Here is a 24,610-nt window from a genome sequence, read left to right as displayed (position 1 = left end):
CGTCACAGGCCGACGACACACCCGCGTCGACGCGGGGGCCGGGCGCCCCGCCACCGGCCGACGACACCCACGCCGACACCAGTGTCGAAAAGCCTGGCGCCTTCCCAACAGACCGTCGATATCCTTGAATTGACGTGCGACGGGGGTGGCAGGGGTGGACAGAGAGCTGTACGGCCGCGAGGCGGTCCTGCACGCGACCGGGCTCGCCGCGCGGTTGACCGGGCTGGCGCCGGAGACCTTCGACCGCGTCCCGTACGAGCACGGCGACGATCCGCCGGTCACCGTCTTCACCGGCGGCCGGGGCATGGGCAAGACCGCGCTGCTCAAGCAGGTGCGCAACGCCTACAAGGAGGCGACTCCGCTCGCGCTCCTGGACTGCGCGCACATCGACCGACCCGCCGATCACGGACCCGGCTGGAACCCGCTCACCGGAGCGCTCGCCGAGATCGCCGTACAGCTGGCGCCGAGGGTGCACGCGGCGAAGCCGGTGCGGTTCCCCCGGCTGTCGCTCGGCCTGGTCGCCGTCGCGTCCATCAGCTGGTCGCAGGAGGACGACGAACGCGCCCGGCGCGATCTGCAACGGCTCGGCCCCGTCCTCGCGACCGTCGACGCGGCCAAGGGCGCCGCCACCACCTGGGTCACCAAGGTCCTCGCCAAGCTCGCCGCCAACTTCGCCGAGGCCACCGCCCCGATGGCCGGGCTCCTCGCCGAGGCGACCGTCGAGACGGTCCTGGAGGAGGTGTTCGGCCGCTTCCAACAGAAGTCCGAGAGCTGGTACGGGAGTTATCGCAACGCCGGCGGACACGGCAAGGCCGGGCTCCAGCAGCTGGCCGTCGACTTCGAGCAGGGCGGCCGTCGCCGGCGCGAGGCCGAGGACTTCCTCGTCGGCGCGCTCGTCGAGGACCTGGGCCGCGCCTACACCGGCCTCACCCGGATGGGGACCCGGCGCGGCCGGCCCGTCCTCCTCCTCGACAACGCCCACGAGCCGCTCGGCCGCCGCCTGGTCGAACCGATCCTGCGGGCCCGCGCCGACGGCCACCGTGACCGCGTCGTGGTGATCGCCGCCTCCCGGGTCCGCGACCACGAGGGCATCCGGCACGCGACCCGGGCCCGGCTCCCCGAGACCGCCCACCGCGCCCCCTGCCCGCGCGGTACGGACATCACCTCCGGCATCCTCGCCGTCGAACTGACCCCGCTGAGCCCCGCGCAGACCCAGAGCGCGTTCGACCGCTTCGACCCGGCCGGCCGCACGCCCGCCGAGCTGGCCCGGGCCGTCCACCGGCTGACCGGCGGCCGTCCCCTCGGTGTGGTCCTGCTGGGCAGGGCGGCGGGCGAGGCACCGGCCCGCCTGAAATCCTGGCTGACCCCGGGCGCCCTGCTCGACCTCACCGTGGAACTGCGCGAGGACACCGCTCCGGTACCGGTCGCGCCCACCCTCCTCGACGAACTGCTGCCGGGCCGCGGCCTCGGACCCTTCGCCGTCCTCGCCGCCGCCCACGACGAGGAGTCGGCCCGGCTGCTCGCCCGGACCCGGCTGCGCGGGGAGTCCCTCGACGGGGACATGGCCCTGCTCGTCCGCGACATGCTGCGCTCCGAGGACTGGCCGGAGAGCGCCGAGCACTTCGTCGCCGACCCGCTGCTGCGCGCGCTGCTCCTGCACCGGCTGCGCTTCGGTGACGCCGATCACCCCGCGTACGCCGCCTGGCGGGCGGTCCACGAGACCCTGCACCGGCACTACGGCCCCGAGCCGGGGCCGTACCGGCTGCACCAGGAGCTGGCGCTCGGCCGCACCGAGGGCGCCGTGACCCATCTGCGGCTCACCTTCCCCGAGGCGGACGTCGTGGGCTGGCTGGGGCGGCTGAGGTTCATCGCCTCGGCGCCGTACCCGCGCGAGCAGCACCGCACCGGGCCGGATCCGCGCCGCGCGGTCGCCCTCGGCCAGGAGCCGGCCGAACGACTGCCCGCCGGACTCGACGACGAGAAGACCGAACTCCATCTCGGTGTACGGCGGTTGCTGCACGCCACCTGGCTGCTGACCGATCCGCTCGCCCTGCCCGACGGCGAGGTGACCGACAAGCTGGCACACGAACTGCGCCAGCTCTCCGGTCGCCATCGCACGGGCAACAGACCGCTGTGGGACGCGGCCACCCACTGGCCGAGAGACATCCGCGCCTGGCGGGGGCTTTCGCTGCCGCCGGGCGAGGGGAACGGAGCCTGAGGACCATGGCCGACCGGCTGCGCTACCGCGTCTTCTACACGACCCGCCAGAAGATCGTCACGACCGTGGTGGCCCTGGCGGTCCTCGGCACCCTGATCGGGTACGCCGTGCAGCGCGCGACCACCCCGGAGGACCGTTCCTGCGCGCCGGGCGTCGAACGGCCCCCGGGCAGCGCCGAATGCGTCGGAGTCAACGGCTCCGGGCACGACTTCGGCGTCCCCTCCCTGACGGAGGTCGCGCGGGCCGTCGGCCGGGAGAACGCCGGGCTCAAGGCCGGCGAGTACGCGACGGTCGCCCTGCTGCTGCCCCTGACCTCCACCGACGCCGGGATGCGGGTCAAGGTCCTGCACGAGATACAGGGCGCCTACGCCCGCCAGTACCGGGCCAACCACGCCTCCAACAGCGAGACCCCGAAGATACGGCTCGTCCTCGCCAACACCGGCAAGGGCAACGCCCACTGGCGCACCACCGTCGAGCGGCTGAAGAAGATGACGGCCGACCCCGACCGGCTGCGGGCGGTCTCCGGCGTCGCCACCAGCTCGACCGAGATACGGCAGGCGGTCGCGGCCCTGACCGGCGCCGGGATCGCCGTCGTCGGCACCACCATCACCGCCGACGACATCGCCAACGGCCCCGGCGCGGGCCACAACCGCTTCCCCGGCCTGGCCCGCGTCTCCCCCACCAACGGCGACGAGGCCAAGGCGCTCGCCCACTTCGGCCGGGTGGAGGCGGCGAAGGCGCTGCTCGTCCAGGACACCCGGACCGGCGACCACTACACGGACACCCTCAAGTCCGCGTTCACGGCCTCGCTGAAGGGCGCTCCGTACGAGCCGCAGCTGTTCACCTCGCCCGCCGACCCCACGGAGGAGGGCACGACCGCCAACACCTTCCGTCAGATCACCCATCTGATCTGCGACACCAGGGCGGAGACGGTCTTCTTCGCGGGCCGCCACACCCAGCTGCGGCAGTTCATCAACGCGCTCGGCGCACGGGGCTGCGCCGAGCGCGCCTTCACGATCCTGACCGGCGACGAGGGCTCGTACCTGGGCGCCGACGACAAGCTGAACAAGGCCGCGCTGAAGGCGAAGCTCACCGTCCGCTACGCCGCCCTGGCCCACCCGGACGCCTGGAAGCCGGCGCCGGGGCGGCCGGTGCCGAGGACGGGCGGTTCGACGGCGGCGTTCGAGACGTTCCTGACGGACATCGCCCAGGCGTCGAAGACCCCGGTGCCCCTCGCCGACGGCCAGGCGATCGTCGCGTACGACGCGATGGCGACGGCGGTCCACGCGATCCGGCAGGCGACCCCGCAGGGCAGTCAGTACCCGGCACTGGCGGACGTGGCCACCCAGTGGCCCCAGGTGAAGGGCTCGCTCAGGGTCGAGGGCGCCAGCGGCTGGATCTGCCTGGACAACTTCGGCAACCCGTACAACAAGGCGATCCCCATCGTGGAACTGGCCCCGGACGGCACCCAGAGGTTCGTCCAGATCGCCTGGCCGGAGGGCCACGCCCCGACGGACAACTGCCTCCCGCCGAGGAGGGGCTGAACCGCTCCGGCGTTCTTTCAGCGTGCTACGGCACCCACTTGGGCCAGGGGGCCTCGTCCCGCGCGTACAGCTCCCGCAGATGCCGCCGACGCTCGGGCGACCAGGCGGCCCAGTCGGTGGGCCGGCCCTCCAGCGCCTCCACCAGCCGTTCCAAGTGGTCGTGCCATCCCGCCAAGCGGTCCAGCTTGGTCTCCCACGTCCCCCGCACCTCGTTGGTGAACCGCAGCACCGTCCCCCCGCCGCCGTCCCCGCCGGGCTCCAGATGGAACCGGATCCGCCCGTACGGCGGCTCGACCGTGTACTCCGCCACGAACTCCGGGTCCCACGCCGTCACCCGCCCCGAGACCACCGTCTCGCCGTTCAGCCGGCGCAGGGTCACCCGGCCGCCCAGCCGCGGCTCCAGCGGATCCGCCGCGCAGAGCCACCGCGGCAGACCCTCGGGCGTGGCGACGGCCGCCCAGACCCGCACCATCGGGTGCGGCAGTTCCACGACGAACCGCAGGAGATGCGTGTCGCCGTCGTGGGTCTCGCACCTGCCCCGAGGTATCTCGCTCATACCTCCAGCGTCGCGCCGAGGCCCGGCACCCGCGAGCGGGGCGGGGCTCAGACGCCCGCGTAGGAGTGCTTGCTGCTGACGAAGATGTTGACGCCGTAGTAGTTGAAGAGGAAGCAGCCGAACGCGATGAGCGCGATGTAGGCGGCCTTGCGGCCCTTCCACCCCGCCGTCGCGCGCGCGTGCAGATACGCGGCGTAACCGACCCAGGTGATGAAGGCCCAGACCTCCTTGGCGTCCCAGCCCCAGTAGCGGCCCCAGGCGTCGCCCGCCCAGATCGCGCCCGCGATGATCGTGAACGTCCACAGCGGGAACGTCGCGGCGTTGACCCGGTACGCGAACTTGTCCAGGGTGGCCGCGGACGGCAGTCGCTCCATGACGGAGCGGGCGAAGGCGCCGGGCTTGCCGCCGTTGGCGAGCTTGTTCTCGTAGGAGTCGCGGAACAGGTAGAGCAGCGTGCCGACCGCACCCAGGTAGAGGACCGAACCGCAGAAGATCGCGGTCGAGACGTGGATCCACATCCAGTACGAGTCCAGCGCGGGAACAAGCTGGTCGCTCTCGGTGTAGAGCACGGTCGTGGCGACACCGAGGTCGAGCAGGACGGTCGTCACCAGCGGCAGACCGATCCAGCGGACGTTCTTCTTCGCGACCAGGAAGGCGAGGTACGCGCCGACCGCCACGGTGGAGAAGGTGGTGGAGAACTCGTACATGTTGCCCCAGGGGGCGCGCTGCACGGAGATCGCGCGGGTGACCACGCCCGCCGCCTCGATCAGGAACGCGAGCGTGGTGAGCGAGATGGCGATACGGCCGTACAGATCGCCCTTGACCGTGCCGCCGGCCGCGCCGGGGCCGTCGGGGACCTCACGGGTCCCGGCGGCGGAGCGGGTGACGACCTTCGGCCGGTCGAGTACGGCGGTCCCTCCCGCCTGGTTCACCTGGACGGTGACGGCGGGAGCGGAGGCGGCCGTGCCCGTGGTCCGTGTCAGCGCGGCGGCCGTACGGCCGACCTTGCTGCGGCTGCCGAACACCCACTCGGCGATATGGGCCAGGAAGGCCAGCGTGTAGACGGCCATCGAGGAGTAGATGAGCGTATTGCTCATCTGGGCCAGGCTCTCGTTGGTCTCGGCGGCGAGGATCACTTGGTCTCAGACCCTTCTGCTTCTGCTTCGGCAGGATCTTCTGCGGGATCGTCCGGGGTTTCCGGCGGGGTCGGCGCGGTCGGCGCCTGTGCGTGCAGCGTGGCCGCGAGATCGGCCAGCTCCTCGGGGAGCTTGGCGGACTCGCTGCGGCCGAGGCCCGCCATCTCGACGACGGTGACGCCGTCGTCCCCGCGTACGGCCCGGACCCAGACCCGGCGCCGCTGGATGAACAGCGAGCCGGTCAGACCGGCGATCGCGGCGATCGCACCGGCGAGGGCGAGGCCGTTGCCGGGCTGCTGCGAGATCTGGAAGCTCGCCCACTCCTTGATCTCCTTCTCGAAGGTGATCGAGCCGGCGCCGTCGGGCAGCGTCATGGTCTCGCCGGGCAGCAGCCGGTTGGCGCTGCCGGTGCCTCCCTCGACCTTGAACTGGGTCATCTTGGAGGTGTTGAGCTGGTACACGTTCTGCGGCAGTCCGGAGTCCACGCGAAGGTCGCCGTGGTAGCCGGTGAGCGCCATGACGGGGAAGTCGAGCGCCGGGAACTGCGAGAACATGTCGCCCTTGCCGGCGCCCGCGAAGGTCGGCACGAAGAAGGCCTGGAAGCCCAGCTGCTCCTTCTTGCCGTTCTTGTCGCGGTAGCCGTCCATCACCTTGATCGCGCCGGTGGAGGTGAGGTTGTTGTCGAAGGGCAGCAGGGGGACGGCCCCCCGGTGGACGACCTTGCCGCGGCCGTCCCTGACGGTGACGACGGGCGCGTACCCGTGGGCGATCAAGTAGACCTTGGAGCCGCCGACGACCAGCGGCTCGTTGACGCGGATGACCGCCTTCTTGTCGGGGCCGGTCCCCTCCGCGTACGTGACGGCCGCCTCGAAGGTGCGCGGGGTGCCCCGCTGCGGGCCGCTCTGCTCGTACGTACCGGTGAAGCCGTCCAGCCTGAAGCTGAACGGCGCCAGGTCCTCGACGCTGTAGAGGGAGCCGGACTTGAAGTCGTCGTACTGGGTGAGGGTGTTGGAGAACCCGTCTCCCTCGATGATCAGCTTGCCGCCCTCGGACTTGAAGAGCTGGCCGGTCGCGAAGGCCACCAGCATCACGATCAGCGCGATGTGGAAGAGCAGGTTTCCGGCCTCGCGCAGATAGCCCTTCTCGGCGGCGACGGCGTCCTTGACGGTGTGCGCGCGGAACCGGCGGCCCTTGAGCAGGGCGAGCGCGGCCTGGCGGACCTGCTCGGGCTCGGCCTCGGTGCTCCAGGTCGCGTACGCGGGCAGCCGGTTCAGGCGCTTGGGAGCGCCCGGCGGGCGGCCGCGGAGCTGGCCGACGAACTGCCAGGTGCGCGGCACGATGCAGCCGATGAGGGAGACGAACAGCAGGATGTAGATCGCGGAGAACCACACCGAGCCGTAGACGTCGAAGAGCTGGAGCTTCTCGTAGATCGGCGCGAGGGTCTCGTGCGCTTCCTTGAAGGTCCGCACCTTCAGCTCGTCCGCGCTGGTCTGCGGGATGAGGGAGCCGGGGACGGCGCCGAGGGAGAGCAGGAAGAGCAGGATCAGCGCGACCCGCATGGAGGTCAGTTGCCGCCAGAACCAGCGGATCCAGCCGACGATCGAGAGGGTCGGGCCGCCGATGGCGGTCTCTTCCCTGGGGGCGGTGGAGAGCTGGGCCCCGGCCTCGCCGAGGCCGTCCTGCTGCTCTGTCGTTTCGGTCTTGCTCATGGAACTGTCAGATCCCCACCGTGAAGCCGCTGGACCAGTCCTGCATCTCGGCCACCATGCTGTCCCACGCGCCGGTGAGGAGCAGCAGCCCGGTCACGATCATCATGCCGCCGCCGATCCGCATGACCCACGCGTAGTGTTTCTTGACCCACCCGAACGCGCCGAGTGCCTTGCGGAAGGCGACCGCGGCGAGGATGAAGGGGACGCCGAGCCCGAGACAGTACGCGACGGTCAGCAGGGCGCCGCGGCCGGCGCTGGCCTCCTGCGCGGCGAGCGCCTGGACGGAGGCGAGCGTCGGGCCGATGCACGGGGTCCAGCCGATGCCGAAGAGCGCGCCGAGCAGCGGCGCGCCGACGAGGCCGGTGACGGGCTTCTTGTGGAAGCGGAACTCGCGCTGGGTGAACCAGGGCATCAGGCCGAGGAAGAACACGCCCATGGCGATCATCAGGATGCCGAGGACGGTGGTGAGCGTCTCGCGGTGCTCCTGCAGCGTCCAGCCGAAGTAGCCGAAGAGGGCGCCACCGGAGACGAAGACGGCGGAGAAGCCGAGGACGAAGAGCGCGGCCCCGGCGGCCATCCGGCCGCGCCTGGCCTCGGCCAGGTCGCTGCCGGTGACACCGGTCACGTAGCTGAGGTAGCCGGGGACGAGCGGCAGGACGCACGGCGAGAAGAAGGAGACCAGGCCGCCGAGCACCGCGATGGGCAGAGCCAGCAGAAGGGCTCCGCTGAAGACCGTCTCGTTCACCGGATCACTTCTCCGCGAGAAGCGGCTCGATCATCGAGCGGAGCTTCTTGTCGTCCAGGGCCATCAGCGAACGCGCGGCGATCTTCCCGTCCTTGTCGAGGACGATCGTGGTCGGAATGCCCTGCGGGACGAGGGACCCCTTGGGGAAGCCGTTGAGGATGATCTTTCCGGCCGGGTCGTAGAGGCTCGGGTAGGGGATGCCGTAGTCCGCCTCGAAGGCGAGCGGCTTGTCCTTCTCGAAGTCCCGCGTGTTGAGTCCGACGAACTCCACGCCCTTGGGCTGGAGGTCCTTGGCGACCTTGGCGAAGTGCGGCGCCTCGGCCCGGCACGGGCCGCACCAGGAGCCCCACAGATTGAGGACGACGACCTTGCCCTTGAGGTCGGCGACATCGAGCCGCTCGCCTTCCAGCGTCTCGCCGGCGATCTTGTTGGCCGCCACGCGATCGCCCTTCGCGACGGTGGAGATACCGCCCGTGTTGGTCACGAAGTTCGTCCCGCCGCCACCCCCGGACTTGCCGTTGGTGTCCGAGCCGCAGGCCGACAGAGCGAGGGCGGCCGACAGCGTTCCGACGGCGAGCAGGGTGCGTCGTGGGGCACGGCTAAGGCTCATGTGAAAAGTTTCGCATGGACGTTTGGGAGATCTTGGGCACCCCCCTACGTGCCCGTAAAGCCCCTTGTCAAGGTCGCCTAAACGCGCTTTGGGCGCGCTTGGGCGCTTAGGCGGACTTGAGGAAGTGACCCCAGCCGCCCGTCGGGGCCTGCCCGACCTCCAGCGTACGGAGCTTGGCGAGGATCTTGGGGTCCTGCACGTCCAGCCAGTCGACGAACTGCCGGAAGGAGACCAGCCGCACGTCCTTCTCGCCCGCCATGCCCTTGAGCGCCTCCTCGACCGCGTCCATGTAGATGCCGCCGTTCCACTGCTCGAAGTGGTTGCCGATGAAGAAGGGCGCGCGATTGGACTCGTACGCGCGGCGGAATCCGGCGAGATAGGCCCCGGTGGCCTGCTTCCGCCAGCCGGGGTAGCGGGAGGGCATGCCCTTGGTGGTGTTCTTCGACTGGTTGGCCAGCATGTTGTAGTCCATGGACAGGACCTCGAAGGAGCGGCCGGGGAACGGCACGGCCTGCAGCGGGAGGTCCCAGACGCCACCGCGCTTGACGGGCCACATCTGGCGGCCGCCGGGCGAGCTGGCGTCGTAGCGCCAGCCGAGGCGTCGCGCCGTGGGCAGGAGGTTGTCCTGACCGAGGAGGCAGGGGGTGCGGCCGCCGACGAGCTCCTTGGTGTAGTCGAAGGGCAGCGGATCGAGGTCGGTCCAGCCGCTGTTGGTCTTCCACTCGGTGACGAACTTCACCGCCTGGTCGATCTCGCTCTGCCACTGGGCGGGGGTCCAGTTGCCGACGGAGCCTGAACCGCCGCAGAAGTGGCCGTTGAAGTGGGTACCGATCTCGTGGCCGTCGAGCCAGGCCTGACGGACGTTCTTGAGGGTGTCCTTGATGTGGTCGTCGGTGAGGTAGCCGATGTCGGAGGCGCCGACGCGGTTGTTCGGCGGGCGGTAGAGGTGCTTCTTCGACTCGGGCAGGAGGTAGATCCCGGAGAGGAAGAAGGTCATCGCGGCGTCGTGGTTCTTCGCGAGTTCGAGGAAGCGCGGGAAGAGTCCGTTGCCGACCTCACCCGCCCCGTCCCAGGAGAAGATCACGAACTGCGGCGGGGTCTGGCCGGGTTCGAGGGGCACGGGGGCGTCGGGCTGGTGCGGCTGCTTGCCGGTGTCGGCGGTGGAGCCGTCACCGATCGGCTTGACGTCGTCCTGGGTCGGGGCGGGCGTGCTCGGAGCACCCGAGACGTCTCCCCCCTTGCCGGGCCCGGAACCACCCTTTTTGTCCGAATCGTTAGGGCCGCATCCAGCGATCCCCATCGCCGCCGCCGCGCCAACTCCCGCTCCTAGAAGTCCCCTTCGGCTGATCCGCCTCATCTCGCGCATGCCATCCCCATTCGCGCTCACGTTTGACCGAAAAGGTCATCCAAACCGACAATCAATGAGATGCCGGGAGGAACACGGAGGTTCCGGGAAATAGCACAAGAATTTCAGGGCGACCAGATGACAAGCTGTCATCCGATCGCCCTGAGGGTGTACCCGTTGAACTGCCGTACGAACGTGCGGCGGTGCGCGGTTTCCGGGCCGCGCGACGCCGAACGAATGTCCGGGCGCCGAAATCCTAGGCGCCGAAAGCCTTCGACTTCCCCTTCACCGGCTTCGCGCCCGCGAGCAGATGCGGCGGTACGAGATCCCGGGCCGGCTCGCTGTACCCGACCGAGACGATCTTGTCGCCGTGGTACGTGAACGAGGTCAGCGAGGCCAGCGTGCACTGCCGGCGCCGCGGGTCGTGCCACAGCTTCCGCTTCTCGACGAAGCTGCGCACGATCCAGATCGGCAGCTGGTGACTCACGCAGACCGCCTCGTGGCCACGGGCCGCGTCCTTCGCCGCGTCCAGCGCGCCCATCATCCGTACGACCTGCTCGATGTACGGCTCGCCCCAGGACGGCTTGAACGGGTTGGTCAGATGCCGCCAGTTGCCGGGCTTGCGCAGCGCGCCGTCGCCGACGCCGAAGGTCTTGCCCTCGAAGACGTTGCCGGCCTCGACAAGCCGCTCGTCCGTGGCCAGATCCAGGCCGTGGCTCTTGGCGACCGGCTGCGCCGTCTCCTGGGCGCGCTCCAGCGGCGAGGCGACGACGTACGTGATGTCACGGTCGGCCAGGTGCTCGGCGACCCGGTCGGCCATCCGCCGGCCCAGCTCGGAGAGGTGGTAGCCGGAGCGGCGGCCGTAGAGGATCCCGTCGGGGTTGTGCACCTCGCCGTGCCGCACCAGGTGGACTACGGTGATGTCGTCGCTGTTCGCGGTGCTCATGCGGTGGCCTCCGCCGCGGCACGGGCGGCGGCGGGCAGCGCGGCGGCGATCCGCTCGACCGCGCGCTCGTCGTGGGCCGTGGAGACGAACCAGGACTCGAAGGCGGAGGGCGGCAGATAGACGCCGTCGGCCAGCATCGAGTGGAAGAAGGCGTTGAAGCGGAACGCCTCCTGCGTCTTCGCGTCGTCGTAGTTCCGCACCTCGTCCGCCGTGAAGAAGACGGAGAACATGTTGGAGGCCGTCTGCAGCCGGTGGGCGACACCCTCCTTGGTGAGCGCGGCGGTGACCAGGCCCTGGATCTCCTTCGAGACCGCGTTCACCTTGTCGTACGCGGCCTCGTCGAGCAGGCGCAGCTGCGCGAGGCCGGCGGCGGTGGCGATCGGGTTACCGGAGAGCGTGCCGGCCTGGTAGACCGGGCCCGCCGGGGCGAGGTGGCCCATGACGTCGGCACGGCCGCCGAAGGCCGCGGCCGGGAAGCCGCCGCCCATGACCTTGCCGAAGGTCATCAGGTCGGGCGCGACGCCGTCGACGCCGTACCAGCCGGCCCGGGAGGTACGGAAACCGGTCATCACCTCGTCGGAGATGTACAGCGCGCCGTTGTCGGAGCAGAGCCGCTTCAGCCCGGCGTTGAACCCCTCGGCCGGCGGGACGACGCCCATGTTGCCCGGGGACGCCTCGGTGATCACACAGGCGATCTCGCCCGGGTGCGCGGCGAACCCGGCCCGGACCGCCTCCAGGTCGTTGTAGGGCAGGACGATCGTGTCCCCCGCCTGCGCACCGGTCACGCCGGGCGTGTCGGGCAGGCCGAAGGTGGCCACGCCGGAGCCGGCGGCGGCGAGCAGCGCGTCCACGTGCCCGTGGTAGCAGCCGGCGAACTTCACGACCTTCGCCCGGCCGGTGAAGCCGCGGGCGAGCCGGATCGCCGACATGGTGGCCTCGGTGCCGGAGGAGACGAGGCGGACCTGCTCGACCGGCTCGATCCGGGCGACGATCTCCTCGGCGAGGGCGACCTCGCCCTCCCCCGGCGTGCCGAAGGAGGTGCCCCGGGCGACGGCGGCCTGGACCGCGGCGATCACCTCGGGGTGGGAGTGGCCGAGGATCATCGGCCCCCACGAGCAGACGAGGTCGACGTACTCGCGACCGTCCGCGTCGGTGAGGTACGGGCCGGTACCGGACACCATGAACCGGGGCGTTCCGCCCACGGCCCGGAAGGCGCGCACCGGTGAGTTCACGCCGCCGGGCGTCACGAGGGACGCGCGGTCGAAAAGCGTCTGTGAGACTGGGGCTTCGTATGAATACGGCACTGTGGTCCTGACCTGCGAGTAAGACGGCGAGTACGGAGGAACGGCGTGGGCTCCCTGTGCATTACGCCGGGGCGTCGGTCCTCCGGGTCTGCGAAACTGGGGCGTCATAGGGATGGCTCACGGAATCCATGGTGTCAGAGCGTCGGACGTTCTTGCGGACAGGTGTTTCACCGCGAGAGCGTGGGGGAGGTCACTGACACGATGATCGGGTTGCGCGGCGGGGGTCGTGCTGCCTAAAAAAGCAGTCGGGTGGAGATATGCATCGCGGTGGCGGACTGGGTGAGGGGACGGACGACCTGGGTCCTGAGCCTGCCCGGCGGGGGAGGCACCGGCGACGGAGGACGGAAGAACCCACGGGATCCGTAGGACCGACGGGTTCCACAGGACCAACGGGGTCCACCGGGCCTGCCGGATCCACGGGATCCACAGGCCCCATGTCAGGGAGCGGGAGTGGCCGGTTGGGGGTGACGTACAAGTACTTCGGCGCACCCGACGGCGCCACGGCGGCCCGCGTCCCGATCTCGATGCGCCCGGAGGAGCTGGGCGGCGACGAGCTCGGCATGGGCGGCATGTTCACCAAGATCAAGCCGGAGACCATAGCGGCGATGGTGCTCACCGGCATCCAGGGCATGCCCCTGCACAAGGTGCCCCCGCTGGAACTGGTCGTCCTTCACCCCGACTATGCCGTGGTGAAGCTGCCCATGACCGTGGTGGACCCGCTGCGCGGCATCGGCGAGGAATCGGTCGGCGCGGCGGCCTTCATCTGGTCCACGGTCCCGGACCGCGGCGGCCCCCGGGACGCCTTCAACGTCTACCAGCTGCTGCACGAGTGGCAGGACTTCTCCGTGCGGCTGCACGAGGCGGGGCACCAGCCCTACTGCCTGGTCTGGCCCTGATCACCCGGCCCTCACCGCAGGCGTTTCGCCGCACTTCCGCTTCCCATAAGTGCTGAAGTGAGGACAAACGGCACGCGGTGCGCGGTACCGCGCCCCTCCGGCGCCGCCGCGCGAGGAAGGACGGAAGACGTGAGCAGTGTGCGCAGTGGCCGCACGGTGGGTGAGCCGATGCAGATCGGGGAGGTCGCCGCACGGACGGAACTGTCCCTGCGGTCCATCCGCCAGTACGAGGACAGCGGCCTGGTGGTCCCGTCCGCCTCGTCACAGGGCGGGTTCCCGCTCTACACCGACGCCGATGTGGACCGGCTGCTGGTGATCCGCCGGATGAAGCCCCTCGGCTTCACCCTGGACGAGACCCGCGAACTGCTGACGGCCATGGACCGGCTCGGCGCGGACCGACTCGGCACGGACGAGGAACTCACCCCGGAGGAGCGCTCCGCGCTGGTCGCACGGGTACGCCGGTACGAGCAGGCCGCCGGCGAACGGGTCGCCGAACTGCGCGCACAGCTCGCCCGCGCCGAGGAGTTCGCCGACTCCCTGCGCTCCCGCCTGGGAGCGGGCGTCAGCGGGTGAGCCCACCGCCCCGCTCCGCCCCCAGGGCGCCGGCGAGGTCGCGGAAGAAGCGGGCGTACGCCGCCGGGCTGGGCGGGGTCTCCGGGTTCCACGGCGCCACACGCGCGTGGCCCACGGGCGGGAGGTCGGCGGGCCGGACGGCGTTGGCCCGGCTGTCGAACAGCACGAGGTCCGGCCCGAGCCGTGCGGCGTGCTCCCAGTCGGCGGTGAGCCAGTTCGCGCCCGGGCCGGGCCCGGGGTCGACCAGCCGCACCCCCAGCTCGACCAGCCGCGCCAGCTCCGGCCACGCGGGCGGCCGGGCCAGATGCACCTGATCGAAGGCCGCGCCGGAGAGCGCGAGGACGGCGACTCCCCCGCCCCCGTCGGCGACGACGGCCCGCACCGCCTCCTCGGCGGACGCCACGTCACCGGGCCCGGGAAGGGGCTCCGGCAGGGCGGCGGGCCTCAGCGCCGCGCTCAGCTGGGCGAAGCGGCCGATGATCGCCGCCAGCCTCGGCTCACTGCCCACGGACAGCGCGACCAGCGGCACTCCGATCCGCTCGGCGACGGCCTCGTCCAGCGCGTACGGGCTCTTTCCGTCGTACGTCACATCGACGACCAGATCCGGACGCAGCCCCCGAAGCGTCTCCTCGTCCAGCCCTCGACCGGGTCCGAGGTACGGCACACCGGCCGCCTCCAGGTCCCCCGCCTTGACCGGGTCGAGCGCGCCGCCGTCGTGCCCGGAGCCGTACACCGCCACCGGCGTCACCCCCAGATCCCGCAACGCCGCCCCGGCCCGCACATAGGCCACCACTCGTTCCGGCCTCCGCGCGATCGTCACCGCCGCGCCCCTGTCGTCGACGAACCCCCACGCTCCTGCGTCCGACATACGGCTGCTCCCTCCCCGGCCGGATATCTCCCTCTCCCCCGCCACCTTGAAGCGCTTCACCGACCCGCACAAGAGGGCCTGCCCGCGCCCGCGGCGAGCCGGACGGTCCTCGGCGGGGGAACGCTCAGCCCTCCTGGCGCTCCAGCGACTTGGTGAAGTGGAAGGCGACGATGTCGAGGCGTTCGCGGAGGTAGAAGCGGTGGGCGTCGGTGCGCTGGGTGCCGGAGTCCAGGTTGAGCTCGAGGCAGCCGGCCTCACGCGCCCGCTCCTCCAGATACGCCAGGAGCCCGTGCCCGACACCGGTGGAGCGGGCGGTGGCCGCGGTCACCAGGTCGTCGACGTAGAGCTTGCGGATCGAGCTGGTGTTGTCGATGATGCGCCAGCCCGCGGCCCCGACGCAGGTCCCGTCCTCGGCGTAGGCGGCGGTGAAGCGCAGCCCCTGGGCGTGGCCGCGGTCGTAGACCTCGCGGAAGAGCCGCGGAGTCAGGTGAGGACGCAGTTCGGTCAGGACGGGGAGCAGCTCGGTCTCCAGGCGCGGGTCGCCCGGCTCCAGGTCGATGATCTTCATGCCGGGACCGTACCCCGGGAGTCCCGGCGGCACCCTCGGGGTTTTCCCGGGATTGGCGGACCGGCCGCCGGGCGACGCGAATTCCCTGGCCGCGCGGCGGAACCCGATGACATCCTGTCCCCGTGAACGGACCGGAGATCCAGATCAGCTTCGCCCCCGCCCTGCGGCTCTTCGTCTCGGCGGACCGGCGCTCGGGACGTACCGCCGTGGTGACCGACGGCGCCTCGACGCTCGGCCATGTCGTGGAGTCGCTGGGCGTTCCGCTCACCGAGGCGGGGCGGCTGCTGGTGGACGGGCGTCCGGTGGACGTCTCCCACATCCCCGCGGCGGGCGAGACGGTCGAGGTGGAGGGCGTCGAGCGCCCCCAGCCGGTCCCGGGCGCCCCGCTCCGGTTCCTTCTGGACGTCCATCTCGGCACGCTGGCCCGACGTCTGCGGCTGCTCGGCGTCGACGCGGCGTACGAGAGCGAGGACATCGGCGACCCGGCCCTGGCCGCGCTGTCCGCGCGGGAGCGACGGGTGATGCTCTCCCGGGACCGCGGGCTGCTGCGCCGCCGTGAGCTGTGGGCCGGCGCCTATGTGTACAGCGATCGGCCGGACGACCAGCTCCGTGACGTGCTCGAGCGGTTCGCTCCCGTCCTGATGCCGTGGACCCGCTGCACCGCGTGCAACGGCGAGCTCACCGACGCCGACAAGGACTCGGTGCGGGAGCGGCTGGAGCACGGCACGGAGAAGACGTACGACGTCTTCGCGCGGTGCACGGCGTGCGAGCGGGTGTACTGGCGGGGCGCCCATCACGCCCGTCTGGAGGCGATCGTCACCGACGCGCTGCGCGAGTTCGGCGGCGCGGCGGCCCGCTGACCCGAGGCCGCCGACACCTGAGCCGCCGGCACCTGAGGCCGCCGGCACCCTGAGGTCTCATGGTGCCGGCGGCCTCGACGGCCGTTGCCCTCTGCGCCCTGCGCCCTGCGCCCGCTGACGCTACGGCCGCTCGGCCGTCAGGTACCGCTGGACCGTCGGCCCGAGCCAGGCGACGACGTCCTCGCGGGACATCTCGACCGCCGGAGGCAGCCGCAGCACGTAGCGGGCCAGCGCCATGCCGAGAATCTGGGAGGCGGCGAGCACGGCCCGGCGGGGCGCCTCGGCGGGGTCGGGGCAGACACCGCGCGCCACGGGACCGAGCTGCTCGGCGAAGATCGCCTGCATGCGCGCGGCTCCGGCGGCGTTGGTGACGCCGACCCGCAGCATCCCGGTCAGGACGTCGTCGCGCTCCCAGCGGTCGAGGAAGTGCGTGACCAGGACGGCCCCGATGTGCCGGTCCGGCAGGGCGCCGAGATCGGGCAGACGCAGATCGATCTCGGACGCGGCCGCGAACAGCCCCTCCTTGTTGCCGTAATAGCGCATCACCATCGACGGATCGATCCCGGCGTCGCGGGCGATGGCCCGGATGGTGGCGCGCTCGTAACCGTCGGAGGCGAAGCGCTCGCGCGCGGCTTCGAGGATCGCGGCACGGGTGGTGTCGGAACGGCGCGCTGTCGTCATGCCCACAAGTGTAGGCCAACAGGCGTTGACACCCAGGGGCGGGTCGGTCTACCGTTGCCAACAAGCGTTGACCAACGACTGTTGGCCAACGATCGTGGGCACCACCGAGCACAGGAGGCAGCCATGGAGCAGCACCTCGACACGGACGTCCTCGTCGTCGGCGCCGGCCCCACCGGCATGCTGCTCGCCGGCGACCTCGCCGCCGCGGGCCTGCGCGTCACCCTGATCGAGCGCCGCCCCCACGGCATCAGCAACATCACCCGAGCCTTCGCCGTGCACGCCCGCACCCTGGAACAGTTCGACGCCCGCGGCCTCGCCGACGACCTGATCGCCACCGGCAGCCCGATCACCGGCCTACGGCTCTTCCGCCGCCTCTCCCTCGACCTCAGCCGGCTCCCCTCCCGCTTCCCCTACCTCCTCATCACCCCGCAGTACGAGGTCGAGAAGCTGCTCGAACACCGCGCGATGTCCACAGGCGTGGAATTCCGATACGGTACCGAACTGCGGACACTCAGCCAGGACACCGACGACGTCACCGCCCGGCTCACCGGCCCCGACGGGACCCCGGTCACCCTCCGCGCCCGGTACCTCGTCGGCGCCGACGGCGTGCGCAGCGCCGTACGGACCGCGCTCGGACTGCCCTTCCCCGGCATCTCGGTGATCCGCTCCATCGTCCTCGCCGACGTCCGCCTCGCGAACGAACCCGAAGAACTCCTCACCGTCAACGGCACCGGGGACGCCTTCGCCTTCATCGCCCCCTTCGGCGACGGCTGGTACCGCGTGATGGGATGGGACCGCACCCGCCAGGTCCCCGACAGCGAGCCCGTCGACCTCGACGAGATCCGCGACATCGCCCGCCGCGCGCTCGGCAGCGATTACGGCATGCACGACGCCCGGTGGATCTCCCGCTTCCACAGCGACGAGCGGCAGGCCCCCGCCTACCGCTCCGGCCGCGTCTTCCTCGCCGGCGACGCCGCCCACGTCCACTCCCCCGCCGGAGGACAAGGCATGAACACCGGCCTCCAGGACGCCGCCAACCTCTCCTGGAAACTCGCCGCCGTCCTGCGCGGGGACGCACCCGACCCCGAGACCCTCCTCGACAGCTACCACGCGGAACGCCACCCGGTCGGCGCGGCGGTACTCCGCAGCAGCGGAGCCATCATCCGGCTCGCCATGGCCCGCGGCCCCCTCACCCGCGCCGCACGGGCCCTCGCCGCCCACCTGCTGAACGCCCTGCCCGCCGCCTCCGCCAAGGCCATGGGAATGATCAGCGGAATCGGCATCGCGTACGGCCGCGAGGGCAGGCGCGTCCCGGACCTGACACTGCGCGAGGGCAGGCTCTACGAACTGCTCCGCGAGAGCCGGTTCGTCCTGATCGCCCCCGAGGGCGCCCAGCCCGTCCTCCCGCCGACCGCCCCCGTCTCCCCGGCGCGCCTCGTACGCGCGACCTGGACCGACCCCGCCCGCCGCACGGCACTGCTGGTCCGCCCCGACGGCTACGTCTCCTGGACCGGCCGCGCGAACCGCTGAGGGCCGCCCTCAGAAGACGTACGGATCGCCCGTGGCCAGGACGAGCACGGAGTGCCGGTCGTTCTTCGGGTTCCGGTCGGTGGAGCGGTCCCTCCAGACGGTGTCGACCGCGACGGTCATCTCGTCCGGGGAGCCCACCGTCCGCAGATCGAGCGCCAGCTCACCGGGCGCCCCCGCGGCCCGCAGCTCACCCGTCCGGCACACGACGACCCGCTCGCCGCCCCACAGACACGAGGGAGGCAGCTCCTGCCCACCGGCCAGCGGCACGGAGAAGGCGAGCCGCACGGTCGCCTGGGACACATGCGAAGGCCCGTGATTCTCACTCACCAGCCGGACGCCGAGCCGCCCCTCCCACAGAGAGACATGACCATGGTGGGCCAGATCCGCCTCGGGCAGGACCTCCGGACCGGCCGCACGGGCGGTCCCGCCCGCTTCGGCCACCACCGCGGCCACCAGGGCCGCACCGAGCAGAGCCTTGCGCATCGCACTCATGCCCTGAAGATACCCATTGCTCCCCATATCTTCTGACTACCCATCAGCCCGCGTGTCCCCGTGGCACCCTGGCCCCATGCTGATCGCCCGCTCCGCCGCCCTGTTCGCCCTCGCCGCCCTCTTCGAGATCGGCGGCGCCTGGCTCGTCTGGCAAGGCGTCCGCGAACACCGCGGCTGGATCTGGATCGGCGCCGGAGTCCTCGCCCTCGGCGCCTACGGCTTCGTGGCCACCCTCCAGCCCGACGCCGAGTTCGGCCGGATCCTCGCCGCCTACGGCGGAGTCTTCGTCGCAGGCTCGATCGCCTGGGGCATGGTCGCCGACGGCTACCGCCCCGACCGCTGGGACGTGACCGGAGCACTGATCTGCCTCGCCGGCATGGCAGTGATCATGTACGCCCCCCGCGCCCGCTGACGGCCCCCGACACCTATCCTGACCACGCGATCGACGTCATCGAACCCACGCGCGAGGAGCACGCCATGACTGCCGCCGGTACCCCCATCGCCGTCGTCACCGGAGCGAGCAGCGGAATCGGCGCGGCCACGGCCAAGCAGCTCGCCGCCGCCGGATACCGCGTGGTCCTCACCGCCCGCCGCAAGGACCGGATCGAAGCCCTCGCCGCCGAGATCAACGAAGCCGGCCACCAGGCGACCGCCTACGCCCTCGACGTCACCGACCGCGAGGCCGTCCAGACCTTCGCGACCGCCTTCCGCACGATCGCCGTCCTGGTCAACAACGCGGGCGGCGCCCTCGGCGCGGACCCCGTCGCCACCGGCGACCCCGACGACTGGCGCCAGATGTACGAGGTCAACGTCATCGGCACCCTCAACATCACCCAGGCCCTGCTCCCCGCCCTCACCGCGAGCGGCGACGGCACGGTCGTCGTCCTCTCCTCCACCGCCGGCCACTCCACCTACGAGGGCGGCGCGGGCTACGTCGCCGCCAAGAACGGCGCCCGCGTCCTCGCCGAGACCCTCCGCCTGGAGATCGTCGGCACCCCCGTCCGCGTCATCGAGATCGCCCCCGGCATGGTGAAGACCGACGAGTTCGCGACCACCCGCTTCCGCGGCGACACCGAAAAGGCAGCCAAGGTCTACGCGGGCGTCGCCGAGCCCCTCACCGCCGACGACGTCGCCGACACCATCACGTGGGCCTGCACCCGCCCCTCGCACGTCAACATCGACCTCCTGGTCGTCCGCCCCCGCGCCCAGGCCTCCAACACCAAGGTCCACCGCGAGCTGTGACCGGACGCGCCGAGAAGGGGCCGGCGCACCGCACCGGCCCCTTCTCGCTCATCACGCGTGGCGTCAGCCCTTCACGCAGATGACCTGCTTCAGCTTCGCGACCACCTCGACGAGGTCCCGCTGCTGGTCGATGACCTTCTCGATCGGCTTGTAGGCACCCGGGATCTCGTCCACGACACCGGAGTCCTTACGGCACTCCACGCCCCGGGTCTGCTCCTCCAGGTCCCGCGTCGAGAAGCGCCGCTTCGCCGCGCTCCGGCTCATCTTCCGGCCGGCCCCGTGCGAGGCCGAGTTGAAGGACGCCTCGTTGCCGAGGCCCTTCACGATGTACGAACCGGTGCCCATCGAGCCCGGGATGATCCCGAAATCGCCGGAGCCCGCCCGGATCGCTCCCTTACGGGTGACGAGCAGGTCCATGCCCTCGTACCGCTCCTCCGCCACGTAGTTGTGGTGGCAGGAGATCACCGGGTCGAAGGTCACCTTCGCCTTCCTGAACTCCCGGCGAATCACCTCCTGGAAGAGCGCCATCATGACCGCGCGGTTGTACTTCGCGTACTCCTGCGCCCAGAACAAGTCGTTCCGGTACGCCGCCATCTGCGGGGTGTCCGAGACGAAGACGGCGAGGTCACGATCGATGAGGCCCTGGTTGTGGGGCAGCTTCTGCGCCTCGCCGATGTGGTACTCGGCGAGCTCCTTGCCGATGTTGCGCGAGCCGGAGTGCAGCATCAGCCAGACCGAACCTGTCTCATCAAGACAGAATTCGATGAAGTGGTTTCCGGATCCAAGCGTCCCCATCTGCTTCGTGGCACGCTCCTGACGGAATTTGACCGAATCGGCGATCCCGTCGAACCGCGACCAGAAGTCGTCCCACCCCGCCGCCGGGAACTGGTACAGCCGCTTCGGATCCACCTCGTCCCGGTGCATCCCCCGCCCCACCGGAATCGCCTGCTCGATCTTCGACCGCAGCCGCGACAGGTCCCCCGGCAGGTCGTTCGCCGTCAGTGACGTCCTGACCGCCGACATGCCGCAGCCGATGTCCACGCCCACCGCCGCCGGACACACGGCCCCCCGCATCGCGATCACCGAGCCGACCGTCGCACCCTTGCCGTAATGCACGTCCGGCATCACGGCCAGGCCCTTGATCCACGGCAGCGTCGCCACGTTCCGGAGCTGCTGCATGGCGCCGCCCTCCACCGTGGAGGGATCGGCCCACATCCGGATCGGCACGTTCGCGCCCGGCACTTCTACGTACGACATACTTCCTCAATTCCCCCGAAAAGCCTGATAACGCAAAAACCGGCACCAAGGCCCGTGAAGGTGACGACGGACCGGCATCGACGGCAGCGCGTGCGATACACATTGTGTCCATCGGCCGACATCCGGCGGCAAACAGTTTTCGGGGGAGGACCCCGGGAGAAGGGAGCCTGGGAGCGTGCAGCGACAGGCGTACGGACCCGGCCGCACCGGCCGCACACGGCCCACGGCGCTTACCGCCGCCGCCCTCGTCCTCGGGATCGGGGCGGGCCTCACCGGGTGCTCCGCGGCCACCGGTGGGGGCGAGGCCACGGTCGACTCGAAGGCAGGCCCCGTCACCGCCGTCGCTCCCCCCGGCCGCTACCGCACCCTTTTCGAGCCCTGCCGCGCCGTCTCGCCGGCCACGCTCAAGGACCTGCTGCCAGGCGCCGCCGCACTGCCCGACCCGGAGCGCGACAAGGCGTACCGCGGCACGGCGACCGTCACGTACGACACCGACCGCCGCGTGGGCTGCACCTGGAAGGCCGACACCCCCGACGCCTCGCACCGGCTGGTCATCGACATCGAACGCGTGGTGTCGTACGACCCCGCGACGAGTGACGACGCCCGCGCGCAGGAGGTGTTCGACCGCAAGCAGGCCGCGGCGGACCTTCCCCAGCCCCCGCAGACCCAGCAGCAGCCGCAGTCCCCCGCCGGCACGGCGAGCACCGGCACGGGCGCCCCGAGCACGAGCACCAGCGCCCCGGGCACGAGCACCGGCACCCCCAGCCCCGTCGGCCCCACGCCCCTCACCGTTCCCTCCGGCACCGGCGCGCCCGCCACCGGAACGGCGAACCCTTCCGCGCCCACCGCCCCGAGCCCCGGATCCACCACCGGTCTGGAGCCCCGCGTCCTGGAGGGCCTCGGCGATGTCGCCTTCCTCGACGACGCCCTCACCACCGCCGGATCCAGCGGCGGGCACCGCACCGTGAGCGTGGTGTTCCGCACATCCAACGTCATCGTGACGGTCGAATACCTGGAGCAGACGACCGGTTCCGCGGAGGCCCCCGACAGCCGGGAACTGCAGGAAAGGACGCGGAATCTGGCCGATCTGCTCGCCGAGCGGCTGGAGGAGTAGCCGTCCGGACCCGCTCCGTGAGCGGACCTCGACCACGTAACGTGTCGGCGTACCGTGGCCGCCGGCCGGACCGTACGACAAGCGGCCGGCCGCACGACAAGCGACTGAAGGAACCATGCACCGATCAGCCCCGCGACTCACCCGCATACTCGCCTGCGCAGCCGTCCCGGTGATGCTCGTCGTCGCCGGGTGCTCCTCGGACTCCGACGGCGGTTCCGGTTCGGCCCCGGACCAGGGCAAGGGCTCGGCGTCCTCCGCCGCCCCCCAGCCCACGCGGTCGACGAAGACGGTCGAGCCGGCGAAGTACGCGAAGCTGCCCGACTTCTGCAAGTCGATCTCGTCGAAGACGACCGCCGGCCTGGTGCCCAAGGCGAAGGCGAAGAACGGTACGGCCGCTTCCTCCACCGACCTGACCAGCCGCGGCGGTTGCTCGTGGAACGGCCTCGACGACAAGGGCGTGAAGGGCTCGCAGTACCGCTGGCTCGACATCTCCATCTACCGCTACGACTCCGACGTCGCGCTCGGCAGCGGCCAGGAGCGCGCGCAGCAGAGCCTCGGCAAGGAACTGGCCAAGCTGCAGGCCACCGAGGGCGCCAAGAAGCTGAGCACGACCGACGCCGAGGGGATCGGCGACGAGGCGAAGGCCGTCGCGTACGAGCTGCGCAAGACGGGCGAGGACTTCCGGTACGCGTCGATCGTGGCGCGTACGGGCAACGTCGTCGTGCTGCTGTCCTACAACGGCGCCGGGTACCACGGGGCGTCCACCCCGAGCTCCAAGACGATCATGGATGGAGCGGTGAAGGCCTCGAAGGAGGCCGTGGCGGCGGTCGCGGCGGCGAACAAGTAGTCGCCGACTCCCCCTGAACACCCGCAAATACGCAGGTTTTCGCGGAGCCCGGCCCTCCCCCGAGGGCCGGGCTCCGCACACGTGTGCCACGCTGTGCCCGCGAGATGTCGAATGACGGGAGGGGATCGCGGGTGGCCGCGGTGCAGCTGACACGTACGCACAAGATTCTGATCGGTGTGGTGGTCGCCGGTGCGGTGATCATCGCCGGTATCGGTTTCGCGGGTTCGTACGCCGCCGTGCGTGAGCTCGCCGTCGAGAAGGGCTTCGGCGACTTCTCGTACTTCTTCCCCATCGGCATCGACGCCGGTATCTGTGTGCTGCTGGCTCTGGATCTGCTGCTGACGTGGATCCGGATCCCGTTTCCGCTGCTGCGTCAGACGGCTTGGGTGCTGACGGCGGCGACGATCGCGTTCAACGGCGCGGCGGCCTGGCCTGATCCGCTGGGTGTGGGGATGCACGCCGTGATCCCGGTGCTGTTCGTGGTCGCGGTGGAGGCGGCGCGGCACGCGGTGGGCCGGATCGCGGACATCACGGCCGACAAGCACATGGAGGGCGTCCGGCTCACCCGCTGGCTGCTGTCGCCGATACCGACGTTCCGGCTGTGGCGCCGGATGAAGCTGTGGGAGCTGCGCTCGTACGAGCAGGTGATCAAGCTGGAGCAGGACCGGCTGATCTATCAGGCTCGGTTGCAGGCCCGTTTCGGGCGGGCGTGGCGGCGGAAGGCGCCGGTGGAGGCGCTGATGCCGCTGCGGCTCGCCAAGTACGGTGTGCCGCTGGCGGAGACGGCGGCGGCCGGGCTCGCGGCGGCGGGCGTGGAACCGGCGCTGATCCCGCCGCAGCCGAAGGCGGCCCAGCAGGTCGAACAGGTCCAGCAGGTGCAGCCCGTCCAGTCGGCGCCCCAGCTTCCCCAGGCCGCGCAGCCGCACCAGCCGGAGCAGGGGCAGCAGGGGCAGCAGGGGCTTCCCCCGACGCATGACAGCCCGTGGTTCGCGGCGCAGCAGTTGCCGCCCGAGGCGTACGAGGGTGCCTACGCCCCGACGTACGTGGAGGGCCTGGAGCCGACGCCGGTGGCGGTGCCGCAGGGTCCGGAGGATCTGCCGGTCGCGGACCCGCGTCAGGAGCAGGGTCCGGAGCGGTTCGAGGTGTACCCGGAGTACGTCGAGCCGGAGCCGTCGGTGGACGAGTTCGCGGACGCCGCGTACAAGGCGATGTGGGACTACGTCGACGAGCAGCAGGAGTTCCCGACCGTGGAGCAGCTCGACATAAGGCTGAGCGACCGGTATCGGATCCACCATCCGCGCAGCGCCTCGCTGCTGCGTGAGCTGCACCCGCGGCTGCGCCAGCGCCTTGAGCAGGAGATGGCGGAGAACCACATCCCGTAGGGGTGTGATCGGCGCGTCGGGCTCAGGCCTTGGCGCGCGTCCGCGGTCTCCCGTGCCGCGGCTGCGTTTCGTCGTGCTCACGTCGGAAACCGCGGCTCCGAGTGCGTGCAGTTCGCGGAGGGCGTGGACCGGATCCTGCTGAAGACCTCGGCCGGAACCTTCCTGCACGTCCCCGAGGCGGACGCCG

The 24,610-nt window shown here is 71.1% G+C and carries 24 protein-coding genes; 11 read left to right on the top strand and 13 right to left on the bottom strand.

Annotated elements, in window-relative coordinates; genetic code table 11:
• The first annotated feature begins 154 nt into the window (after positions 1-154).
• Both ABZY12_RS31650 and ABZY12_RS31645 read left to right on the top strand, forming a co-directional pair.
• Positions 155-2,218 (top strand): hypothetical protein, encoded by a 2,064-nt coding sequence (locus ABZY12_RS31650; protein WP_356896421.1) that lies wholly within the window; start codon positions 155-157, stop codon positions 2,216-2,218.
• A 5-nt stretch (positions 2,219-2,223) separates the two neighbouring features.
• Entirely contained in the window at positions 2,224-3,762 is a 1,539-nt protein-coding gene (locus ABZY12_RS31645) for a hypothetical protein (protein WP_356896419.1), read from the top strand.
• Positions 3,763-3,787: 25 nt separating this feature from the next.
• Here the strand turns inward: ABZY12_RS31645 and ABZY12_RS31640 are convergent, their stop codons facing one another.
• The 8 genes from ABZY12_RS31640 to hemL all read right to left on the bottom strand — a co-directional run bounded on the left by ABZY12_RS31640 (position 3,788) and on the right by hemL (position 12,113).
• Entirely contained in the window at positions 3,788-4,318 is a 531-nt protein-coding gene (locus ABZY12_RS31640) for an SRPBCC domain-containing protein (RefSeq protein ID WP_356896417.1), read from the bottom strand.
• Between the two features lie 47 nt (positions 4,319-4,365).
• Positions 4,366-5,454 carry a c-type cytochrome biogenesis protein CcsB gene (ccsB, locus tag ABZY12_RS31635; protein WP_356896415.1) on the bottom strand — a complete coding sequence of 363 codons (1,089 nt, stop codon included), beginning with the start codon at positions 5,452-5,454 and terminating at the stop codon, positions 4,366-4,368.
• The gene (locus ABZY12_RS31630) at positions 5,451-7,163 is read right to left on the bottom strand and encodes a cytochrome c biogenesis protein ResB (protein ID WP_356896413.1); all 1,713 of its coding nucleotides are present in this window, start codon (positions 7,161-7,163) and stop codon (positions 5,451-5,453) included. Before ABZY12_RS31630 ends, ccsB begins: the two co-directional genes overlap by 4 nt.
• Positions 7,164-7,170: 7 nt before the next feature.
• On the bottom strand, positions 7,171-7,908 hold the full coding sequence (locus ABZY12_RS31625) for a cytochrome c biogenesis protein CcdA (RefSeq protein WP_356896411.1): 738 nt from the start codon (positions 7,906-7,908) through the stop codon (positions 7,171-7,173).
• Positions 7,909-7,912: 4 nt separating this feature from the next.
• On the bottom strand, positions 7,913-8,518 hold the full coding sequence (locus tag ABZY12_RS31620) for a TlpA disulfide reductase family protein (protein WP_356896409.1): 606 nt from the start codon (positions 8,516-8,518) through the stop codon (positions 7,913-7,915).
• A gap of 106 nt (positions 8,519-8,624) precedes the next feature.
• A complete protein-coding gene (locus ABZY12_RS31615; RefSeq protein WP_356896449.1) occupies positions 8,625-9,875 on the bottom strand; it encodes a hypothetical protein in 1,251 nt (416 codons plus the stop codon).
• A gap of 244 nt (positions 9,876-10,119) precedes the next feature.
• The gene (locus ABZY12_RS31610) at positions 10,120-10,809 is read right to left on the bottom strand and encodes a histidine phosphatase family protein (protein WP_356896407.1); all 690 of its coding nucleotides are present in this window, start codon (positions 10,807-10,809) and stop codon (positions 10,120-10,122) included.
• The gene (gene hemL / locus ABZY12_RS31605; RefSeq protein ID WP_356896405.1) at positions 10,806-12,113 is read right to left on the bottom strand and encodes a glutamate-1-semialdehyde 2,1-aminomutase; all 1,308 of its coding nucleotides are present in this window, start codon (positions 12,111-12,113) and stop codon (positions 10,806-10,808) included. The genes ABZY12_RS31610 and hemL overlap by 4 nt, the downstream gene beginning before the upstream one ends.
• A 257-nt stretch (positions 12,114-12,370) precedes the next feature.
• On the opposite strand from hemL, the gene ABZY12_RS31600 reads away from it, so the two are divergent.
• Together ABZY12_RS31600 and ABZY12_RS31595 are read left to right on the top strand one after the other, a co-directional pair.
• Positions 12,371-13,009: a hypothetical protein gene (locus ABZY12_RS31600; RefSeq protein WP_356896403.1), complete on the top strand. Its 639-nt coding sequence runs from the start codon at positions 12,371-12,373 to the stop codon at positions 13,007-13,009.
• A gap of 168 nt (positions 13,010-13,177) precedes the next feature.
• Positions 13,178-13,582 carry a MerR family transcriptional regulator gene (locus ABZY12_RS31595; protein WP_356896447.1) on the top strand — a complete coding sequence of 135 codons (405 nt, stop codon included), beginning with the start codon at positions 13,178-13,180 and terminating at the stop codon, positions 13,580-13,582.
• On the opposite strand, the gene ABZY12_RS31590 is transcribed toward ABZY12_RS31595, so the two are convergent.
• Together ABZY12_RS31590 and ABZY12_RS31585 are read right to left on the bottom strand one after the other, a co-directional pair.
• Positions 13,572-14,450: an ABC transporter substrate-binding protein gene (locus ABZY12_RS31590; RefSeq protein WP_356896401.1), complete on the bottom strand. Its 879-nt coding sequence runs from the start codon at positions 14,448-14,450 to the stop codon at positions 13,572-13,574. The two genes, ABZY12_RS31595 and ABZY12_RS31590, sit on opposite strands and share 11 nt — an antisense overlap.
• Before the next feature lie 124 nt (positions 14,451-14,574).
• Positions 14,575-15,018: a GNAT family N-acetyltransferase gene (locus ABZY12_RS31585; protein WP_356896399.1), complete on the bottom strand. Its 444-nt coding sequence runs from the start codon at positions 15,016-15,018 to the stop codon at positions 14,575-14,577.
• A 122-nt stretch (positions 15,019-15,140) separates the two neighbouring features.
• Between ABZY12_RS31585 and ABZY12_RS31580 the strand changes: the two genes are divergently transcribed.
• The gene (locus ABZY12_RS31580; RefSeq protein ID WP_356896397.1) at positions 15,141-15,878 is read left to right on the top strand and encodes a Mut7-C RNAse domain-containing protein; all 738 of its coding nucleotides are present in this window, start codon (positions 15,141-15,143) and stop codon (positions 15,876-15,878) included.
• 120 nt (positions 15,879-15,998) lie between these two features.
• Here the strand turns inward: ABZY12_RS31580 and ABZY12_RS31575 are convergent, their stop codons facing one another.
• On the bottom strand, positions 15,999-16,559 hold the full coding sequence (locus tag ABZY12_RS31575) for a TetR family transcriptional regulator (RefSeq protein WP_356896395.1): 561 nt from the start codon (positions 16,557-16,559) through the stop codon (positions 15,999-16,001).
• A 123-nt stretch (positions 16,560-16,682) separates the two neighbouring features.
• On the opposite strand from ABZY12_RS31575, the gene ABZY12_RS31570 reads away from it, so the two are divergent.
• On the top strand, positions 16,683-18,089 hold the full coding sequence (locus ABZY12_RS31570) for an FAD-dependent monooxygenase (protein WP_356896393.1): 1,407 nt from the start codon (positions 16,683-16,685) through the stop codon (positions 18,087-18,089).
• Positions 18,090-18,098: 9 nt separating this feature from the next.
• Here ABZY12_RS31570 and ABZY12_RS31565 read toward each other — a convergent pair whose 3' ends face one another.
• Positions 18,099-18,581, bottom strand: a complete 483-nt coding sequence (locus ABZY12_RS31565) for a hypothetical protein (RefSeq protein ID WP_356896391.1) — start codon at positions 18,579-18,581, stop codon at positions 18,099-18,101.
• A gap of 76 nt (positions 18,582-18,657) precedes the next feature.
• On the opposite strand from ABZY12_RS31565, the gene ABZY12_RS31560 reads away from it, so the two are divergent.
• The gene (locus tag ABZY12_RS31560; protein ID WP_356896389.1) at positions 18,658-18,993 is read left to right on the top strand and encodes a YnfA family protein; all 336 of its coding nucleotides are present in this window, start codon (positions 18,658-18,660) and stop codon (positions 18,991-18,993) included.
• Positions 18,994-19,058: 65 nt separating this feature from the next.
• Positions 19,059-19,823: an SDR family NAD(P)-dependent oxidoreductase gene (locus ABZY12_RS31555; RefSeq protein ID WP_356896387.1), complete on the top strand. Its 765-nt coding sequence runs from the start codon at positions 19,059-19,061 to the stop codon at positions 19,821-19,823.
• Between the two features lie 63 nt (positions 19,824-19,886).
• Here the strand turns inward: ABZY12_RS31555 and ABZY12_RS31550 are convergent, their stop codons facing one another.
• Positions 19,887-21,080 carry an RtcB family protein gene (locus ABZY12_RS31550; protein WP_356896385.1) on the bottom strand — a complete coding sequence of 398 codons (1,194 nt, stop codon included), beginning with the start codon at positions 21,078-21,080 and terminating at the stop codon, positions 19,887-19,889.
• A gap of 175 nt (positions 21,081-21,255) precedes the next feature.
• On the opposite strand from ABZY12_RS31550, the gene ABZY12_RS31545 reads away from it, so the two are divergent.
• The 3 genes from ABZY12_RS31545 to ABZY12_RS31535 all read left to right on the top strand — a co-directional run bounded on the left by ABZY12_RS31545 (position 21,256) and on the right by ABZY12_RS31535 (position 24,423).
• Positions 21,256-22,194 (top strand): DUF3558 domain-containing protein, encoded by a 939-nt coding sequence (locus ABZY12_RS31545; RefSeq protein ID WP_356896383.1) that lies wholly within the window; start codon positions 21,256-21,258, stop codon positions 22,192-22,194.
• A gap of 115 nt (positions 22,195-22,309) precedes the next feature.
• Positions 22,310-23,041 (top strand): DUF3558 domain-containing protein, encoded by a 732-nt coding sequence (locus tag ABZY12_RS31540; protein ID WP_356896381.1) that lies wholly within the window; start codon positions 22,310-22,312, stop codon positions 23,039-23,041.
• A gap of 131 nt (positions 23,042-23,172) precedes the next feature.
• Positions 23,173-24,423, top strand: coding sequence for a DUF2637 domain-containing protein (locus ABZY12_RS31535; RefSeq protein WP_356896379.1), 1,251 nt, complete (start codon positions 23,173-23,175; stop codon positions 24,421-24,423).
• Positions 24,424-24,610: the final 187 nt, after the last annotated feature.

It is taken from the genome of Streptomyces sp. NPDC006551, from assembly GCF_040611675.1.
In the GTDB taxonomy this organism is placed as follows: Bacteria; Actinomycetota; Actinomycetes; order Streptomycetales; family Streptomycetaceae; genus Streptomyces.
Note: the sequence above shows the minus strand (reverse complement) of the source record. Positions and strands in the feature narration are given on the sequence as shown.

Bases quoted from the DNA above. Each gene is read 5' to 3' on its own strand.
- ABZY12_RS31645 (WP_356896419.1), top strand. From the start codon at position 2,224: ATGGCCGACCGGCTGCGCTACCGCGTCTTCTACACGACCCGCCAGAAG.
- ABZY12_RS31640 (WP_356896417.1), bottom strand. From the start codon at position 4,318: ATGAGCGAGATACCTCGGGGCAGGTGCGAGACCCACGACGGCGACACG.
- ABZY12_RS31630 (WP_356896413.1), bottom strand. From the start codon at position 7,163: ATGAGCAAGACCGAAACGACAGAGCAGCAGGACGGCCTCGGCGAGGCC.
- ABZY12_RS31620 (WP_356896409.1), bottom strand. From the start codon at position 8,518: ATGAGCCTTAGCCGTGCCCCACGACGCACCCTGCTCGCCGTCGGAACG.
- ABZY12_RS31615 (WP_356896449.1), bottom strand. From the start codon at position 9,875: ATGAGGCGGATCAGCCGAAGGGGACTTCTAGGAGCGGGAGTTGGCGCG.
- ABZY12_RS31610 (WP_356896407.1), bottom strand. From the start codon at position 10,809: ATGAGCACCGCGAACAGCGACGACATCACCGTAGTCCACCTGGTGCGG.
- ABZY12_RS31600 (WP_356896403.1), top strand. From the start codon at position 12,371: ATGCATCGCGGTGGCGGACTGGGTGAGGGGACGGACGACCTGGGTCCT.
- ABZY12_RS31595 (WP_356896447.1), top strand. From the start codon at position 13,178: ATGCAGATCGGGGAGGTCGCCGCACGGACGGAACTGTCCCTGCGGTCC.
- ABZY12_RS31590 (WP_356896401.1), bottom strand. From the start codon at position 14,450: ATGTCGGACGCAGGAGCGTGGGGGTTCGTCGACGACAGGGGCGCGGCG.
- ABZY12_RS31585 (WP_356896399.1), bottom strand. From the start codon at position 15,018: ATGAAGATCATCGACCTGGAGCCGGGCGACCCGCGCCTGGAGACCGAG.
- ABZY12_RS31575 (WP_356896395.1), bottom strand. From the start codon at position 16,559: ATGACGACAGCGCGCCGTTCCGACACCACCCGTGCCGCGATCCTCGAA.
- ABZY12_RS31570 (WP_356896393.1), top strand. From the start codon at position 16,683: ATGGAGCAGCACCTCGACACGGACGTCCTCGTCGTCGGCGCCGGCCCC.
- ABZY12_RS31565 (WP_356896391.1), bottom strand. From the start codon at position 18,581: ATGAGTGCGATGCGCAAGGCTCTGCTCGGTGCGGCCCTGGTGGCCGCG.
- ABZY12_RS31560 (WP_356896389.1), top strand. From the start codon at position 18,658: ATGCTGATCGCCCGCTCCGCCGCCCTGTTCGCCCTCGCCGCCCTCTTC.
- ABZY12_RS31555 (WP_356896387.1), top strand. From the start codon at position 19,059: ATGACTGCCGCCGGTACCCCCATCGCCGTCGTCACCGGAGCGAGCAGC.
- ABZY12_RS31550 (WP_356896385.1), bottom strand. From the start codon at position 21,080: ATGTCGTACGTAGAAGTGCCGGGCGCGAACGTGCCGATCCGGATGTGG.
- ABZY12_RS31540 (WP_356896381.1), top strand. From the start codon at position 22,310: ATGCACCGATCAGCCCCGCGACTCACCCGCATACTCGCCTGCGCAGCC.